We start from the raw sequence: 17,549 nt of genomic DNA, 5'->3' as shown, positions 1-17,549 counted from the left end.
ATCAACCGATAACTATAAGTAATCCGGCGCTGGTTGCTAATTAATCTTTTATCTACCAGACGTTCAACTAAGTCACGCTCAATTTTTAAACCTTCGTCAATTCCTAAGTTCAGTTTAAACTCTTGTGCTGGTGCAATATTTTCTAACCCAGTAGTACCGACAAAAACGTTATCGCGGAAAATATTTGCTTTACCTGCTAACAAAGTCGCACCGTTGGGATTATTTTTCACATTAGCTTGTAGATAAGCAAAACTTACTAAGCGCGGCATTGCTACATAATCGAAGCTACAAGGATAATCATCGTTGAAAATCGTAGTTTTATGAGGTGCGCCATCGCTGGGAATATTACCACCACCATTCAGTTTAAAGCTAACTACACTACCTTCTTTGGATACTTCAGCTGTAACGGTTTCTGCTGGGATGATAAGACTATCCTCTGTAACTTCGTCTTGTTCTTCCCAATCCGCTCTGGCAGCAGCAGGTGGTTCTGGTATGGTAGGTAACAGCGGTGGCTGGGCAGCTAGTCGAGATCGTCGTAACATTTGGGGACGTGGCGCATCAATATACCAAGGTTCAAGTTTAGGTGGAAGTGTACCTAATCCTGGTTTAGCAGTAGAAAGGGTGAGATTTGCACCTATCCAATCTTCGCCAGTGCTTTGAGTGATTTCTGCAAGGTAACTCAGATGGACAATATCGCTGGTAGTGCTAAAGCGTAAGTCATAAAGCGGATTCCAGCTAGCGCGATTTACGATGTAAGACACCTCTAATTCAAATTCGCCTTCACCCGCTACTTCAACTGCTACAACTAAGCTAAAACTTTCTTTGGGATGGGGTGTTTGGATTATTTGCAATGAGGTGTAAAGTGCTTGCAGTTGTTTGTTTAATTCCTGCTGTTGGGTTTTGCACTCTCCAGATGCGATCGCATACTCACTATACTGGCTTCCGAGAAAGTTGAGGAAATCCAAAGTCTCACTGAGGCTGAGATTTTTCCGAGACAAACTCTGCGAAAAGGGTTCTTCTGTTTTTTCACGTAAGCCAGCGATAAAACTAGATTGCAACGCTAAAGCATCCACCTGAGCTTGGAGGTGGCGTTTTTCTGCTTCTAATTGCTGAATTTGCCTGGTCAAATGTGCTACTCGCTCCGCTACAGGTTCAGTAGTGTAGATGCGATCGCTACTAATGCCTACCAAGCGCACCCCTACCCTACCTGTACCGCTAACCCTGACAGACTCAGTTTCTAGAGTTATTGGCACTGGGGTAATTACTAATTCCTGTTCAATTCCTGTTAAATCAACTACACCACGCCGTGTAACCAATGCTCTGTCAGTATACACGGTAACAGCTACAATCTCGCTTTGTACTGTTTTGCGCCAAGACGGTATTTCCGGGTTAACCACTGCCAGTTTTCCCCCATTTCTAATAACTCTGCTGGTTAATTGTCAATGCTTCTCGGTCTAACCGTCAACCCCTTTAGGTCATTAAAAATTTAAATTTTTAATTTTGCTTGACTAATGCAATGTCATAATAAATTACTAACGTTTAAAATTGTATCAATATGAATATTTTCCTTATAGGCTATTATGGTGAAGGTAATGTAGGTGATGATATATTTGTAAAGCAATTAACAACTTTTTGGAAAGCGCAAGAAGTTGTAGAAAAAGTATTCGTTATGTGTCAAAAGAATTATTATGATAATTCAGACAGTAAAATCCAAATTTTTAGCATTTATAAATTAACTAGATTACACAGGCTTTGGTTAATTTTAAAAAGTGACTATATCGTTTGGGGTGGAGGTAGCTTAAACCTCAGCATTAAACCGAAATATTTAGTCAGACTTCAATTTTTATCAAAATTAATGGGTAAGCGTTTTTGCTTTATAGGCGTAGGTTTAGAAGGTGTCAAAACAGAAGATAATGTAACGCAGATATATGAAAATGCTGATTTTTTATATGTTAGAGACAAAGATTCGTATCAAGTAGTTCAACAAAAAATTAAATACAAGAAACCCTTTTGTATGGGTGGCGATCTAGCATTTTTAAATTTAAATATTTATGAAAAATATCTAAAGAAAAAATCAATATCCAATAATATAAATCATATATCTTTTTCTGGAACATATTGGTGGGGCGAAGGTAGAGGCAAGTTTTATGCAGAACAGTTAATGCCATTGGTTGAGAAGTTTAATTCAGTCATTCATTTACTACCAGCACATATAGGAGATGAGAAAAACGACAATAACTTTCATAAATTTATGAAAAAGTATTTACCCGAACAAAATTGTGTGATTCATTCACGGAACAAACCAGAGGAGTTTCTTGAAATCCTTAGCAAAATGGATTTTCACTTGGGAAATCGTCTGCACTCTATAATACTTGCTGACATATTAGGGGTTCCTAATATTGGAATTAGTAATCATCCTTCAAAGATTAGTAACTACATTAATAAGACTGAAATGCTAACTACCGAAAGGATAGCAGATTTTATGGAGCCATTATCTCTAGACCGGATTTTGAATATTTTTCAAACGTATAAAAGACCGGAGGAATTTATTTTTAACGAGTCTAAGACATCTCAAGAAGGTTTAGAAAAACTTTTTAATATTTAAAACTCCAGCATGATTGCTATGTATTGAAGTATTGGATAGATCGCAAATAAGTTTTAAAATATCCTCTAGGATAGAATTGATCTAACAAATTGTAGATGTAATACCACTTAAAAAAAAGAATTTGACAATTATCTGTAGAAACCCGATAAATCACATCTTTACCCAAGGATGTGTTGCAATCATTAATTGAATTGGGATAAGGTTAAGCAGTAGGCAAAACCAGGCATAGATTTTCTCTAAGAAAAAACTTACCATTAAATATAGAGTAATATAAGCACGTCAGTTCTTGACTTGAAGGTAAACAAGGTAGCTGTTCACGGGGATAACGAGAAAATAAGAGTTACAGGCAAATTAGTGACATGAGTTAAGCTTGTTTCCTCCTACTCTAGGGCTTGATAAGTAGGTAGACATTATTAAATATAAAATAAACTCCAAGTTTGTAGTGAGCGATTTATCGCTCAGAGCAAGGATTATCAGGACTAAAGTCCTTACTACAAACTTTAAATTTATTTATGCCTAGATACTTAGTCGCTCAAACCCTCTTAACTTCGTATCCTCCCTGAACGCTTACCTTATCAGGTTAAAGAGTATTAAAAGTAGTATCAGCTTTTTGCTCAACAATATTTTTTGCCGCAGCTAGTAGATACTCATAATAGGCACGAGCGACGATAGATAGCTGCTTGCCAGATGGGTAAACCATGTACCAATGCCGCTGAATGGGAAAGTGTTGCACGTCTAAAATGCTAAACTCTGGAGCGTCTGATAGTAAGGTATGACGGGATAGAACAGAAATTCCTAAACCACCTGCGATCGCTTGTTTAATTGCTTCATTACTTCCCAATTCTAACTTGACTTTTACCGTCACTGCTTGTTCTTCAAAAAGCTTTTGGACGGCACGACGAGTTCCTGAACCTGGTTCCCGCATAATAAAAGGTTCGTTAGACAGGCGTTGTATAGGAATATTTTTTTCTTTGGATAAAGGATGATTAGCCGGTGCAAAGACTATCAACGGGTTTTCTAGAAATGGTTCACAAGTCACATCTATAGTGTCTGGAATTTGACTCATAATGTATAAGTCATCCAGATTCTGACTCATCCGTTCCAAAATTTGTTCGTGATTTGTTACTTGCAGCGAGATATCAATTCCTGGATAAAGTTCGCAAAACGGCCCTAACAAACGTGGGATAAAATATTTTGCTGTTGTAATTACTGCCAAACGTAATTGCCCCTGTTTTAGCCCTTTTAAATCTGCCACCTTCATTTCATACTGGGCTATATTGTGAAAAATCTGCCGACAAGTAGCAAATAATTCCCGTCCTGCTTCCGTCAGATACAATCGCTTCCCCACTTGCTCAAATAATGGTAAACCCACCGATTTTGTTAGTTGCTTGATCTGCATAGAAACGGTAGGTTGGGTGAGAAACAATTCCTCAGCAGCACGAGTAAAGCTACTGTGCCGTGCCGCCGCCTCGAACACCTTTAACTGGTGCAGCGTCGCTTGGTTCAAGGGTGATTCTCCTTATATATAGCGATTAATAGATATAAAACTAGTATTGCTGAACACTGGCAAATGATATAGTGATGCTCACAGAAAGTTACGAGTTTTATCATAGATAAAACTCTATTATTTAGATTAAAATAAAGGTATTTTATTTATGGATTGAAAAAGCTATTATTCAGAATAGCTTAAGCGTAAGATGCCTTCCATCTAAACGATGAATGCTGAATGATAATTTGACAAAATTCATCTATCATCATTCATCATTCCATAATTCTTCTTGAACTTTTGTAGGTAACTTGGTTAAGTCTGGTAATCTTAATACCTCAAGTTCCGCAACTTGTTCTTTAATATTCACTGGCAAGTTTAACGGTTCGCGTTCTTCTATCCAGCAGCTTGCTAATGGCAAGGTTAACTCCATTTCGTCCAACGGTCGAGGAATTACCATCACTGCATTCAATTCCCCAATGCGTTCTGCTTCAAACATTCCCGCTTCCACTGCTACCGCCACATTGGCTACGGAACCCCGAATAATAGCTGTACACAAACCCCCACCAATTTTTTCATAAGCTGCTAAATGAACATCAGCAGCTTTGAGCATGGCATCACATGCTCCTACCATCGCGGGAAATCCTCGCGTTTCGACCAAACCAATTGCTTGGTTACTCAGACGGCTGGAATTGCCCTCTTGCATTAATTTAGTGAAACGAGTTGTAATGGGAAGCACTATATCTAGGTTGGGATAAGGTCGGGGAATCACCAAACTAGAAACTAACTGACCAAACTGTTCAGCTGTTTGCACGCCAGATTCTACCGCTAGACGCACGTCAGCAATTCCACCACGGATGATCGCAGTACAATGACCACCACCAATTTTTTCATACCCAACCAGGTGAACTCCCGCTGATTTGAGCATCATATCCGCCGTCCCAACGATCGCCGGAAAACTACGGGTAGAAACTAAACCCAAAGCAGTATCCTGAAAGGTTTCTTGACTACTCGCTCCTTGGATAGTGCGAATAGGCCGTTGATTGTATGTTTCCATGATGAATTCTCCAAAATACGGAAAAAGCCGACAACTTACAATTAACACTTACTCGAACTAATCGTCAGAGTTTGGGTCGCTCAAGGATTGTCTATGAGGAAACAATGTAGTCAACAGTCTGCTTATACTCCCTTGTCCATAAATTTGAGTCCCAAAACCGTTAGGGGATTCTGCGACGGGCTGACTGGGGTCTAAGTTATGTTCTGTAGACGGTTGGGCGGCTGACTCCACTTTGGAGTCAGCATCATTAGTCGCTTCCTCCACGGGAGGGGACTGATTTTCGGGAGTGACGGGAGATTTAAAGTAAGAAATCGACTTGTTTTGCTTAAAATCTACAAAAGCCGAAGCTGAGAAGTTAGTTGAGGAAACTGCTTTTTCCTTAACTCCACCTGAGCCATTTTCCTCTTCCTTCGGTGGTGGTGTATTTGTAGTAGAAGTTGGGTTATTTGTAGATGGTTCTAGCTGCTTTGTCAGGTCAATCTGCCGACTGGTATCTCCTAAAATTGAACCAGGCGGTACTACTTGCCCAGGTTCAACCGAATAGTTAAAAACTGTAGTCGCTGAACCAATACAAGCATTTGCGCCAATTTTGCCTTTGCCAATCATCAAAAAACCGGCTCCTAGATTTGCACCTGCTTCTACCTCTAAGGTGCCTTCATGGACTTGGAGAATTGTTCCCATGCCAATACAGACCCCTGGTCCAATGACGATCTTGCTGTTTACAGCCGCTTGGAGAATTACCCCAGGTGCAAGTACCGCGCTTGGATGAATAGTCACCTCACCACTAATATAAGTATCAAAGTTATTGCTGAGGCGCAGTAGCGGCACAGACATGGAAATTTTAACCTCGGAAGCCGGATGAAGTTCTGAGTGGTGAGTGGTGAGTGCTGAGTAATTAGTATCTTCTAAAATCTGAGTTTACAGTTGGTGTGACTGGTGTCTTTAAAGTGTTAACTCAGCACTCAGCACTTTTAACTCAGCACTATTATGGTCGTTGAATAATCGTTTCTAATACGCGACGCTTGGCTTTGGGGTCAACACCAATTAAGCGAACATATTCCCCTTGGTATTCGCCGAGTTGTTTTTCTACGGCGGCGATCGCTTCTCTTTCTGAGGAGGCTTGAATTTGACCAGTACTAGTCCAGGAACCTGTACGGAATCGCCGTTGATCTACGTGTTCAATGCTAATTTTTGAGCCGCTAGCCAATAATTGCCGGAGCTGGTCTACTACTTCACTACTCAAGCGGGTAGCAGTAGCTGTTGCTGTTGCTGTAGCAGAGGGTGCTGCACTAGTAGTAAATGATTTCTGAGTGCCAGAGGAAGCTGCTTGACCATTTGGACGTTGGATAATGGTTTCTAATACCCGCCGTTTAGCTTTTGGGTCAATACCAATTAAGCGTACATATTCCCCTGGATATTCGCCGAGTTGTCCTTCTACGGCTGCGATCGCTTCTCTTTCTGAGGAGGCTTGAATTTGACCGGTACTAGTCCAGGAACCAGTTCGGAAGCGGCGCTCATCTACGTGTTCAAGGCTAATTTTTGAGCCGCCAGCCAATAAATGCCGGAGTTGGTCTACTACTTCACTACTCAAGCGGGTACTGGTACCTGTTCCCGTACCAGAGGATGCTGCACTAGTAGTGAATGATTTCTGACCACCAGAGGAAGCTACTTGACCATTTGGACGTTGGATAATGGTCTCTAATACCCGCCGTTTGGCTTTGGTGTCAATACCGATTAAACGTACATACTCGCCTTGATGGCTTGCTATACATTCTTCCAAAGCGGAGATGACTTGATTTGTGGAAGTTGCTTCAATTGGTGTGCAACTAGTCCAGGAACCGGTGCGGAAACGACGCTCATCCACGTGTTCCATGCCAATTTTGTAACCACCTGCCAAGAGTTGGCGGATTTGCTCTAGAGTTTCGCCACTGACTCTGCCACTGCTAGAACCGTTACCGTTACTGTTACCATTACTACTGCTGTAACTGCTATTGCTACGACCAGTCGGCGCTTTAAAGCTGGTAGCTGGTTTTGCATCATCATCGGGACGTTGGATGATGACCTCTAGCACACGTCGTCTATTTTTGTCAATGCCAAACAGTCGGACATACTCGCCGCTATGGTCATTTACACAGCTTTCTAATGCTGCGATCGCTTCACCGAGCGATCGCGGTTCGATTGGTTGGCAACTAGTCCAAGAACCAGTGCGGAAACGTCTTTGGTCTACATGTTCCGTACCAATTTTATACCCTTGCCCCAATAGATACCGTAACTGATCTATTGTTTCTGCACCCAAGCTATTGCTCGACACTTCACTACTCCTTTCCAACTCTAAAACAGTAATACCATTACCTGTATAAGATTTAGCGTTCTCATCCCGAATGGGTGCTATACATTTAGTATCCGCAGCACAGAGATAACCAGCTCGTAATGCCTGATTAATTCCAACCACATGATGAGCAAATTCTTTATCCTGATCTTGCACATCTGGCAAGCGATCGGCTTGCTGCTGGCTGGTAATTATCGCTCCCGAAGGTACATACTTCCCAGAGGGAATCTCTACGTCTTGAATCAAAGCGTGCATCATTACGATGCAACCTGCACCCACCCTGGCATTAAACACCGTAGAGCGAAAGCCAATGAAGGAATTATCACCTACATAAGCTGGCCCGTGAATTAGAGCCATGTGAGTAATGCAAGCGTTTTTACCAATCCATACTGAGTATTTATTTTGGTCATCGCCAATTACTCGGCCTTGCTCCAACCCATGAATGACAACACCATCTTGAATATTGGTGTTTTCACCCAGATAAAAAGGTGTGCCTTCATCCGCTCTAATCGTAGTCCCCGGAGCAACGATTACATTTGCACCTATTCGTACATCCCCAATCAGATTGGAGAATGAATGTACAAAAGCAGTTTCATGGATTTTTGGTTCAGCTAAATTCCTTGACCACGGGGTTGGGGGTGCCGCCGTGCTGCGGACTGCCATCGCGAGATTCCTCCTCTATTATCATTTGTCAGTTGTCATTTGTCAGTTGTCATTTGTCGACAGCTAATGACTAATGACTAATGACCAATGACTATCAATATTGATCTTTTTTGCTGTAAATGAGGCGATCTTCAACGTAAATAGTATCTATGATCGCCACCACTGCTGCATCCAATGGACGCTGTTCATTGCCAACAACTTGACGAGCGGCACTACCACGAGTGACAAGTACCCACTCATCTACTCCTGCTCCCACAATATCTGCTGCTACTTCATACTCTGGTAGGATATTGCCGTTTTCATCTACCAATTGTAACAACAGTAGTTTCACACCTCTAAGAGTTGGCTCTTTTTGGGTGCTAACTACTGTGCCGCGAACTTTGGCAATTTGCATTACAAATTACGGTCTTCTACCGAAAGGACGAATTGCATTCACATTTTCCCGGAACTGCTCTACGTCTTCGGTATAACGAATTGGGAGGACGTATTCCAAGTTTTCGTGAGGACGAGCAATGATATGAGTAGACAGCACTTGTCCACCGTTAACTCGCTTTACAGATTCAACTCCTGCGGCCACAGAAGCTTGCACTTCTGAAACGTCACCCCGAACAATTACCGTCACCCGACCACTACCGATTTTTTCATAACCTACTAAAGTGACGCGGGCAGCTTTCACCATTGCATCAGCAGCTTCCACTACTGCTGGAAAGCCTAGCGTTTCAACCATTCCCACTGCAATTGACATTAGTTTTAATCCCTATTTCAAAGTTTTTAGCCTTGGACAAAAGTGATGCTCTTTTCAGACAAAGAGCGTTAATTACTTTGTTTAAACAGCTTTTAAGTACGGAATTGTTCCACCGCTTCTGTGTAACGTATCGGTAAGACGTATTCCAGGTTTTCGTGAGGACGAGCAATGATGTGAGTGGATAACACTTCACCACCAAAGACTCTTTTTGCCGCTTCAACCCCAGCTGCTACAGAAGCTTGCACTTCCGATACATCTCCCCGAACTATCACGGTGACGCGAGCGCTACCAATTTTTTCATACCCTACTAAGGTGACACGGGCGGCTTTCACCATCGCATCAGCAGCTTCCACCACTGCTGGAAAGCCTTTCGTTTCAATCATTCCAACTGCAATTGGCATCGCAGAACTCCTACAAAATTAATGCAATCTGTACTGTCGTTTGAATTTTTTGACGGGGAGAGCCTGATCTTATAGCTAAGAAAACACTTCCAAATTAAGCATAGGAAAGCTTGGCGTTCCTGGCAATATAAATTACTATAATAGTTTATGATAAGAAAGTTTTAAAAAACTTAACAAAAAGTTATCTAGGCTTCTGAGCAATTAAAGTTTACAGATTCCTTGAGCAGGCACTTATGCTTTATAATTTCTTTATCACATTTACAAAACGACATTCATAACCAAGGCTAGTCCTATCTAATGAAAGGTAAGCAGCGGCTGTATGTTTTGCTGTATCTATACTTTTCTCAAATATCACTAAGTGTACAATGACTAGGTGAAACATATATAATTTTTTCAAATATATCGTATAAAGTACTTTGGTCAAAGTAGAAATACAAATGTAAAAAGGTCGGTGATATTAAGGCAAGTAAATGCTTTTGCTTATGTAAAGTTATATTTTACTTAACATTTAATAGGGTAGCGTTAAGTAAAAGTACTTCTGAAGTCTAAGTTAAAATAATAGTAAAAAAACATCAATATTTTGGTAAATTAATTTTATTAAATAAATAACTGATTAAATTTTTTTAAATCAAGGCTGAGTCATTAAGGGAAATTTAAATGGAGCAATTTCTATTTTCAACAAGTTGGTTTGTGCCTTTGTATAGCTTATCGGGCGCAATTTTGACATTGCCGTGGGGAATAGGAATAATTCGGCGAACAGGGCCAAGGCCTGCGGCATACTTCAACTTGTTGACGACCGTTTTAGCTTTTGTTCATAGCCTGTTTGTATTTAAAAATGTCTGGGATAGAGAACCAGAAACCTTACTAATCAATTGGTTCAAAGCAGCAGATTTAGACTTATCTTTTTCCTTGGAACTATCCCCAGTCAGCATTGGGGCAACAGTTTTAATTACAGGGTTAAGCTTACTGGCACAAGTTTACGCTCTGGGTTACATGGAAAAGGACTGGTCGTTAGCGCGTTTTTTTGGGCTACTGGGATTTTTTGAAGCAGCGCTATGTGGTCTAGCAATCAGTGATTCTTTGTTTCTCAGCTATGCGCTTTTGGAAGTCTTGACGCTTTCAACTTACTTGCTGGTGGGTTTCTGGTACGCTCAACCACTAGTAGTGACGGCGGCGCGGGATGCATTTTGGACTAAACGGGTAGGAGACTTGTTGCTGCTGATGGCTGTAGTGACACTTTCTACCTTAGCTGGGAGTTTGAACATTTCGGATTTATATGAGTGGGCGCAAACAGCTAATTTAAGTCCAATGACATCGACGTTGCTAGGGTTGGCACTAATTGCTGGGCCTGCTGGTAAATGTGCCCAATTTCCACTGCATCTGTGGTTAGATGAGGCAATGGAAGGGCCCAATCCCGCCTCGGTAATGCGGAACTCTCTAGTCGTAGCTGGTGGTGCTTATTTACTGTATAAACTTCAACCATTATTAGCCCTGTCGCCAGTTGCCTTGAATGCCTTGGTAATCATGGGTACAGTAACGGCGATTGGAGCGACATTAGTATCCATAGCTCAAATTGACATTAAGCGATCGCTATCTCATTCCACCAGTGCATACATGGGGTTAGTGTTTTTAGCAGTGGGGTTACAGCAAGGGGGTGTAGCCTTGATGTTGCTGTTAGCTCATGCGATCGCTAAAGCGTTATTATTTATGAGTTCTGGTTCAGTCATCTTAACTACCCAAAGCCAAGACTTAACAGAAATGGGCGGTTTGTGGTCGCGGATGCCAGCCACCACCACAGCCTTTGTAGTTGGTTCAGCCGGGATGGTGACACTGCTCCCCTTGGGAAGCTTCTGGGCAATGCTATCATGGGCTGACGGTTTCGTGAATATTAGCCCTTGGGTAATTGGGGTTTTAATATTAGTCAATGGTTTGACAGCATTGAATTTGACGAGAGTATTTAGATTAGTCTTTTGGGGTAAACCGCAACAAAAAACCCGTCGCACCCCAGAAGTTGGTTGGCAGATGGCCTTCCCAATGGTGTTTCTCACAGTGCTGACTCTGCTTCTACCTTTAATGTTACAGCAATGGTACTTACTACCAGATTGGGAAAGTATTAATTGGTATGTGGCGTTAGCCTTGTTTGGGTCTACCGTAGTGGGGGTAGGTGTAGGGTGTACAGTTTACCTGCACAAAGCTTGGTCAAGATCCAGAATCTTGACATGGAGATTTCTGCAAGACCTGTTAGGTTATGATTTTTATATTGACCGAGTTTATTATGTAACCGTGGTAAGTGTAGTAGGACTGCTATCTAAAATTTCTGCTTGGAGCGATCGCTACTTGGTTGACGGTTTAGTAAACTTGGTTGGGTTTGCGACCATTTTCGGCGGACAAACCTTAAAGTACAGCATTTCTGGGCAATCTCAGGGCTATATGTTGACCATCCTAGCAGTTGTCAGCGTCCTGGGTTTTTTCATCAGTTGGTCATTGGGTTTACTAGATAAATTGCCTTTTTAAGAGTGCTGAGTGCTGAGTGCTGAGTGCTGAGTTAAGGAGTTAAGGAGTTAAAAATTTATTATTTTCTCCCTGCTCCCCTGGTCACTGAGCGTAGCCGAAGTGCTGCCCCCCTGCTTTCCTTACCTAAAGTCTATGCTTAGTGTTTTAATTCTAGTGCCGTTAATCGGCGCAGCTTTAATTGGTTTCTCTCCCTCTGGCATCAGTGGAAAATTTGCCCGTGGGGTGGCTTTGGTTTTTGCTATTATCGCTTTCTTGTGGACAATTGTACTAGCAAGTCAGTTTCATCCAGGGGAAATCACTCAACAGTTTGCCGAGTCTCTCCCTTGGGTAGATGCTTTAGGCTTAAACTATAACCTTGGGATAGATGGTTTATCTTTGCCGTTACTGGTTTTAAATGGATTGTTAACTGCCATTGCCATCTACAGCAGCGATGAATCGCTACAGCGTCCTAAATTTTATTACTCTTTGGTACTATTATTAAGCGCTGGGGTGACAGGAGCCTTTCTAGCACAGGATTTACTATTATTTTTCTTGTTTTACGAATTGGAACTAATTCCGCTGTATTTGTTGATAGCCATTTGGGGTGGCGCCAAACGCGGTTATGCTGCAACTAAATTTCTCATTTATACAGCCGTTTCGGGAATCCTGCTTTTAGCAAGTTTCCTCGGTATGGTTTGGCTGAGTGGTTCCTCTAGCTTTGCACTAGCAACCTTGAACGCGACAACTTTACCTCTAGCAACACAGCTTTTATTGCTAGCAGGAATTTTAATCGGTTTTGGAATTAAAATTCCTTTGGTTCCCTTCCACACTTGGTTGCCAGATGCTCACGTTGAAGCTTCCACACCGATTTCTGTGCTATTGGCTGGGGTGCTGTTGAAGTTGGGAACTTACGGCTTACTGCGCTTTGGCATGAACTTGTTACCAGAAGCTTGGGCTTATCTAGCTCCTTGGTTGGCGACTTGGGCAGTAGTGAGTGTACTGTATGGTTCATCCTGTGCGATCGCCCAAACCGATATGAAAAAAATGGTAGCATACAGCTCCATTGGGCACATGGGTTACGTGCTTTTAGCGGCGGCGGCGGCCACACCTTTAAGTGTATTGGGTGCTGTGATGCAAATGATTAGCCACGGCTTGATTTCCGCCATGCTGTTTTTGCTGGTAGGAGTTGTGTATAAAAAAGCCGGAAGCCGTGATTTAGCAATTATTCAAGGATTACTGAACCCGGAACGGGGTATGCCAGTAATCGGTAGCTTGATGATTGTCGGAGTCATGGCCAGCACTGGTATACCAGGAATGCTAGGGTTTATTTCTGAATTCGTAGTTTATCGGGGAAGTTTTCCAGTTTTTCCAGTGCAAACCCTGTTATGTATGCTTGGTACTGGTTTAACAGCAGTTTACTTCTTAATTCTCGTCAACCGCGCCTTTTTTGGACGCCTATCTGCACCAGTTACCAACTTACCACGTGTGTATTGGAGCGATCGCATCCCAGCCGCAATTTTAGCTGTGCTGATTGTGATTTTCGGCATTCAACCTGGTTGGTTAGTACGTTGGACTGAACCAACAATTACAGCAATGGTAAATACCCAAAACGTAGTATTAGCAGTGTCCTTGGATAAAGCAATGGGGAATGGGGAGTAGGGAATGGGGAATGGAGAATGGGGAATGGGGAATAGGGAAGAGTTTTCCTAATGCCCAATACCCAATACCCAATACCCAATACCCAATACCCAATGCCCCAATCCCTAAACTTTTTGGAGAGATGGCAATGGTAACTATTAAAAAAAAAGCTCCTCACAATCCCTTAGCTGAGTATATTGAACGCCTACAAAAAGGAGATGCATTAGTCCCTGATAGTCCAGAAAATGTGCTGGAAGTTGTTGGTATTCTTAAAAGCTATGGAGTAGTTTTAGATGCTTACTCAATAAATCTTAACTATATTGCCGAGCATCAGTTTTTAGTATTTTTCCCATTTTTTAAATACTTTAATGGAGAGGTTTCTTTTCAGAAATTACTTCGTCACTGGTGGCATGACCGAATTAATTTTGAATATGCCGAATATTGCATGAAAGGCATGATGTGGCATGGTGGCGGCGGACTAGATACGTATTTAGATACACAAGAATTTCAAGAAAGAGCGCAAGCCGTTATTAACGCAAAATTTAAAAATAATCCCTTGATTCTGGGTATTAACCAACTGTTTCCAGATTTTTTAACAGAACAGTTACGTGTCTCTGCTTACTACACCGGTTTAGGTCAATTCTGGCGAGTCATGGCTGATATGTTCCTTAACTTATCAGACCGCTATGACCGAGGCGAAATTAAATCGATTCCCCAAGTTGTAGACCACATTAAAGCCGGGTTAGTGGCAAATGCATCAAACCCAATTACCTACGCTGTGAAAATTCGAGGTAAGGTCTATGAAATCATTCCCAAAAGTGTTGGTTTGACCTTCTTAGCAGATACAGCAATACCCTATGTAGAAGCAGTATTCTTCCGGGGAACTCCTTTCCACGGTACTGTTTCATACAACGCCCAAGCTTATCAAATCTCCCCAGATCAAAGTCGATTTCAATATGGTGCATTGTATGCCGATCCTTTACCCATCGGTGGCGCAGGTATTCCTCCTACCTTGTTGATGCAAGATATGCGTCATTATCTTCCAGAATATTTGCACGAAATTTATCGTCGCAGTCTTCGGGGTGAAGATGATTTGCGAGTTCAAATTTGTATGAGTTTCCAAAAATCGATGTTTTGCGTGACGACAGCAACGATTTTGGGACTGATGCCTCATCCTTTAGATACTAAAGATCCAAATGAGCAAAAAGGCAATCTAGTTTATTTAGAGAAGTGGATGAGTCGGTTCCAAACTTCACGGTTACTGGATGTGAATCAATGACGGATGATTCCACCAGTAATTACGAGACATTCAAGCAATTCGAGCGCGACAAATTTTCTCTTGTAGCTCAAGAATACGATCACGCCATTGCTGTTGTGACTTCTCAGGTTGATGAAGCCATATTGGATGCCGTCGGAGCTAAGTGTGGTATCCGATTGTTAGATGTGGCTTGCGGAACTGGATGGCTTAGTGCCGCAGCACTAAAGCGGCAGGCTATAGTCACAGGATTAGACTTTGTAGAGAATATGGTGGCCATTGCCAAAGTGCGATGTTCTCAAGGGTCATTCCATCATGGGGACGCTGAAAACCTAACTTTCGAGTCGGGCCAGTTTGAGGCGGTGGTTTGTAACTTGGGTATCCTCCATTTCCCCAACCCAGAAAAAGCGATTGCTGAATCCTTTCGCGTACTCAAACAGGGAGGGCGCTATGCTTTCACCTGCTGGACACCGCCAACGCGTAATCCGTTTATGGCTCTGATACTGGGTTCGGTGCAGACTTATGGCAGTATGGATGTGGATCTACCTTCTGGGCCACCCCTATTTCGCTTTGGCGACCCCACTGAATGCGAAATGGTTTTAAGCGCTCAGGGATTCACTCAGGTGTCTGTCAGGGAACTGCCCATCAATTGGACTTTCTCTACACCTGAAGATGTGATGCCAAAGATTGTTGTAAGTTCGGCGCGTCTGGGGTCGATGTTGGCAATGCAAAGCGATGAGCAACGGCACAATATTGAAAACGCAATTATCGAGGGAGCCTCAAAGTATGTCACAGAAAATGGTGTGGAAATCCCCGCTTCTGTGATGCTGGCTGTAGGTTACAAAGCATAAACTAGAACAACTTTTTTGAAATTGCTTCAATCTGATGAATTTAGCAATTTTTGAAGTGTTTTTCCATGACAAAATTTATCAGCTTTTGCCCTCTACGCTCTACTTCTTGCTTTTTAATAACAATAAATCCCTGACTTTCAAAAAAAGGTTTAGCTGTAATACTGGCTTCTGTAAATAACTTTTCCACTCCTAAAGAGTGTGCTTTTAATTCAATCTGTTCTAAGATTTTCTTGCCAACACCTTTCCTTTGAAAATCTTTATGACAATAAAAACGATCGATATGACCATTAGCCTCTAATTCTCCAAAACCAATAATTTTGTCTTCTTCTGCTACATAAGTAAACTTACTTCCTAAACTTCTAATCCAAACTTCAATATCCATATTTGCTGGTGCCCAAGCATCTACTTGTTCTTGTGTGTAATCGTGAATATTCACTTCATGAATAGTGTTGTAGAACAATTTCATAATTTCTTTGGTATCAGCTATTTCGTATATTCTTATTCTCATAAAGTGATTAACAAGCGATAACTCTAATTAACAATATTATCAGTATTGATGAGTCTAAGTGTTTTCACAGTGGAGCATATTTGACGGTGCTATTCTCGCTTCATCAAAATAGACTTCTTGCATGAATCAATGAGCTTTCACCCTAAATCCCTCTCCCCGGCTTGGGAGAGGGACTTTGAAATTCGCTAATGTTCAAAGAAATTTTTTAGTACAAAAATACTATTTACTGCTAAAATGCCTTACAAGTCAGCTAGCCTTGTTTGAGGTAGTATGCAAAAAATCCAAAACGTTGACAAAAAGCCCATTTTGCGGAAAGTTTCGTTGTTGCAGCCTAAATCTGTAACTACTGCAATAGTGCCACTCCGACCCCAAGAGGAAAAAATCATCAGTGAAGGGGAGCGTTTGATTGCACAAGTCGAACGTATCAATCAGATGGCAGAAGAGTTAGAAGCAGCGATATTCGAGTTGAAAGCGATCGCTAACACCCTAAATACTCAAAAAAGTTACCCAATTCTAAATCAGGAGCCATACAAAAATATTTGTCAGTATTTTACAGTTACCGTCCCTTGGGTGAAACGAAAGCCTGACAACTCATTTATTCTGACGACGCGAAAAGTTGATTTATTCCGAGCCGAAAGGGAAGCCACACAGTTAGCACAGCAACTTCGTCAGCAAACCAAAAAAAGAATAGCATCGCAGCCACAGACGAAAAACAAGAATGGGGCTGAGGCTGACACAAAATGCTTGTTCAAAAAGGTATTAGTCAACAAATCTTAAAATTATCAACATTCAACGGCATCTCACCCTTGAGTTTGTAACAGTTATGCTGATTGAAGTGGCAGAAGGAACTTATTTATTAAAATTGTTAGATACCACACTGCCATTATTTCTTTGCAACCATAGTTGGTGACAAAGAAACAAAGCCGCCCTAATATTTGCACTTCCGTAAAACCAGAGTGTAACATCAGGGACAATCAATCAGCGCACAGAAGAGGTAAAAAGAAGGTGCTAAAGACACTTTTAGTGATTGCCGTTGGTTTTTTACCGTCCTTGTTTTCTCTGTGGATGATCCGCAAAACCCAGCGATCGCGCTTACGGATGAGGCAAGCAGCCATGAATTTTCCAGTGGTACAGGGACGGCACAACGTCAGACCTGTGGAAGGCGATCGCTATTATTTAGAAGGCGTGGGTTATCTAATTGGCGATATCAGCTGCAAGTTTAATGCTCGGTCTGGCTACATCCGCTGTGCGATCAATCCTGAAGGCCCATGTAACGGTTGCCGTCACTACGAACCTAGAGAATTAACTGGTAGTGAAAAAAGGTCTTAATAAGTTTTACCTGCCTAATACTCAAACAATCTCAAATTACTAAAGAAGGGGAAGGGAATAACTGGGGAGAGAGCATTTATCCAATGTCCTAAACTAATCCTACCCTTCACCCTAGAGAAAAACTGTTGTAACTATGGACCACTATTAACAAAAAGTGCTTTATTGGTTCCAAGACCAGCACAGATAACC

At 41.8% G+C, this 17,549-nt stretch carries 15 protein-coding genes and 2 pseudogenes; 7 read left to right on the top strand and 10 right to left on the bottom strand.

Features of this window, described 5'->3' with window-relative positions; all coding sequences use genetic code 11:
* Positions 1–1,397, bottom strand: a 1,397-nt coding sequence (locus tag RMY16_RS31050; RefSeq protein WP_322739600.1) for a mucoidy inhibitor MuiA family protein, incomplete at its 3' end; no start/stop codon positions are given.
* Positions 1,398–1,555: 158 nt separating this feature from the next.
* Here RMY16_RS31050 and RMY16_RS31045 point away from each other — a divergent pair.
* Complete coding sequence (locus tag RMY16_RS31045; protein WP_322739599.1) at positions 1,556–2,605, top strand: polysaccharide pyruvyl transferase family protein; 1,050 nt, start codon at positions 1,556–1,558, stop codon at positions 2,603–2,605.
* 580 nt (positions 2,606–3,185) lie between these two features.
* On the opposite strand, the gene RMY16_RS31040 is transcribed toward RMY16_RS31045, so the two are convergent.
* The 8 genes and pseudogenes from RMY16_RS31040 to RMY16_RS31010 form a co-directional block, all read right to left on the bottom strand.
* The gene (locus tag RMY16_RS31040) at positions 3,186–4,112 is read right to left on the bottom strand and encodes a LysR family transcriptional regulator (RefSeq protein ID WP_322739598.1); all 927 of its coding nucleotides are present in this window, start codon (positions 4,110–4,112) and stop codon (positions 3,186–3,188) included.
* A 247-nt stretch (positions 4,113–4,359) separates the two neighbouring features.
* Positions 4,360–5,148: a BMC domain-containing protein gene (locus RMY16_RS31035; RefSeq protein WP_322659850.1), complete on the bottom strand. Its 789-nt coding sequence runs from the start codon at positions 5,146–5,148 to the stop codon at positions 4,360–4,362.
* Between the two features lie 57 nt (positions 5,149–5,205).
* Positions 5,206–5,982 (bottom strand): transferase, encoded by a 777-nt coding sequence (locus RMY16_RS31030; RefSeq protein WP_322659848.1) that lies wholly within the window; start codon positions 5,980–5,982, stop codon positions 5,206–5,208.
* Positions 5,983–6,133: 151 nt separating this feature from the next.
* A pseudogene (locus RMY16_RS33220) lies at positions 6,134–6,379 on the bottom strand (ribulose bisphosphate carboxylase small subunit); the annotation flags it as partial.
* A gap of 105 nt (positions 6,380–6,484) precedes the next feature.
* Positions 6,485–8,140 (bottom strand): annotated as a pseudogene (locus RMY16_RS31025) (ribulose bisphosphate carboxylase small subunit); the annotation flags it as partial.
* Between the two features lie 94 nt (positions 8,141–8,234).
* Positions 8,235–8,534, bottom strand: a complete 300-nt coding sequence (locus tag RMY16_RS31020) for a EutN/CcmL family microcompartment protein (RefSeq protein WP_322659844.1) — start codon at positions 8,532–8,534, stop codon at positions 8,235–8,237.
* A gap of 6 nt (positions 8,535–8,540) precedes the next feature.
* Positions 8,541–8,885 (bottom strand): carbon dioxide-concentrating mechanism protein CcmK, encoded by a 345-nt coding sequence (locus RMY16_RS31015; protein WP_010995041.1) that lies wholly within the window; start codon positions 8,883–8,885, stop codon positions 8,541–8,543.
* A gap of 92 nt (positions 8,886–8,977) precedes the next feature.
* Complete coding sequence (locus RMY16_RS31010; RefSeq protein WP_012410633.1) at positions 8,978–9,286, bottom strand: carbon dioxide-concentrating mechanism protein CcmK; 309 nt, start codon at positions 9,284–9,286, stop codon at positions 8,978–8,980.
* Between the two features lie 657 nt (positions 9,287–9,943).
* Between RMY16_RS31010 and RMY16_RS31005 the strand changes: the two genes are divergently transcribed.
* From RMY16_RS31005 to RMY16_RS30990, 4 genes are all read left to right on the top strand, one after another.
* Positions 9,944–11,800: an NAD(P)H-quinone oxidoreductase subunit F gene (locus RMY16_RS31005; RefSeq protein ID WP_322739596.1), complete on the top strand. Its 1,857-nt coding sequence runs from the start codon at positions 9,944–9,946 to the stop codon at positions 11,798–11,800.
* Between the two features lie 132 nt (positions 11,801–11,932).
* Positions 11,933–13,438 (top strand): NADH-quinone oxidoreductase subunit M, encoded by a 1,506-nt coding sequence (locus RMY16_RS31000; RefSeq protein ID WP_322739595.1) that lies wholly within the window; start codon positions 11,933–11,935, stop codon positions 13,436–13,438.
* A 127-nt stretch (positions 13,439–13,565) separates the two neighbouring features.
* Positions 13,566–14,696 (top strand): CO2 hydration protein, encoded by a 1,131-nt coding sequence (locus RMY16_RS30995; RefSeq protein ID WP_322739594.1) that lies wholly within the window; start codon positions 13,566–13,568, stop codon positions 14,694–14,696.
* Positions 14,693–15,523 carry a class I SAM-dependent methyltransferase gene (locus tag RMY16_RS30990; RefSeq protein WP_322739593.1) on the top strand — a complete coding sequence of 277 codons (831 nt, stop codon included), beginning with the start codon at positions 14,693–14,695 and terminating at the stop codon, positions 15,521–15,523. Before RMY16_RS30995 ends, RMY16_RS30990 begins: the two co-directional genes overlap by 4 nt.
* Before the next feature lie 40 nt (positions 15,524–15,563).
* Here the strand turns inward: RMY16_RS30990 and RMY16_RS30985 are convergent, their stop codons facing one another.
* The gene (locus RMY16_RS30985; RefSeq protein WP_322739592.1) at positions 15,564–16,031 is read right to left on the bottom strand and encodes a GNAT family N-acetyltransferase; all 468 of its coding nucleotides are present in this window, start codon (positions 16,029–16,031) and stop codon (positions 15,564–15,566) included.
* A 270-nt stretch (positions 16,032–16,301) separates the two neighbouring features.
* Between RMY16_RS30985 and RMY16_RS30980 the strand changes: the two genes are divergently transcribed.
* A complete protein-coding gene (locus RMY16_RS30980; protein WP_322739591.1) occupies positions 16,302–16,808 on the top strand; it encodes a hypothetical protein in 507 nt (168 codons plus the stop codon).
* 228 nt (positions 16,809–17,036) lie between these two features.
* Positions 17,037–17,360 (top strand): DUF6464 family protein, encoded by a 324-nt coding sequence (locus RMY16_RS30975; protein WP_322739590.1) that lies wholly within the window; start codon positions 17,037–17,039, stop codon positions 17,358–17,360.
* The last annotated feature ends 189 nt before the right edge of the window (positions 17,361–17,549 follow it).

The sequence above is a fragment of the Nostoc sp. DedQUE12b genome, from assembly GCF_034530835.1.
Taxonomy (GTDB): domain Bacteria; phylum Cyanobacteriota; class Cyanobacteriia; order Cyanobacteriales; family Nostocaceae; genus Nostoc.
Note: the sequence above shows the minus strand (reverse complement) of the source record. Positions and strands in the feature narration are given on the sequence as shown.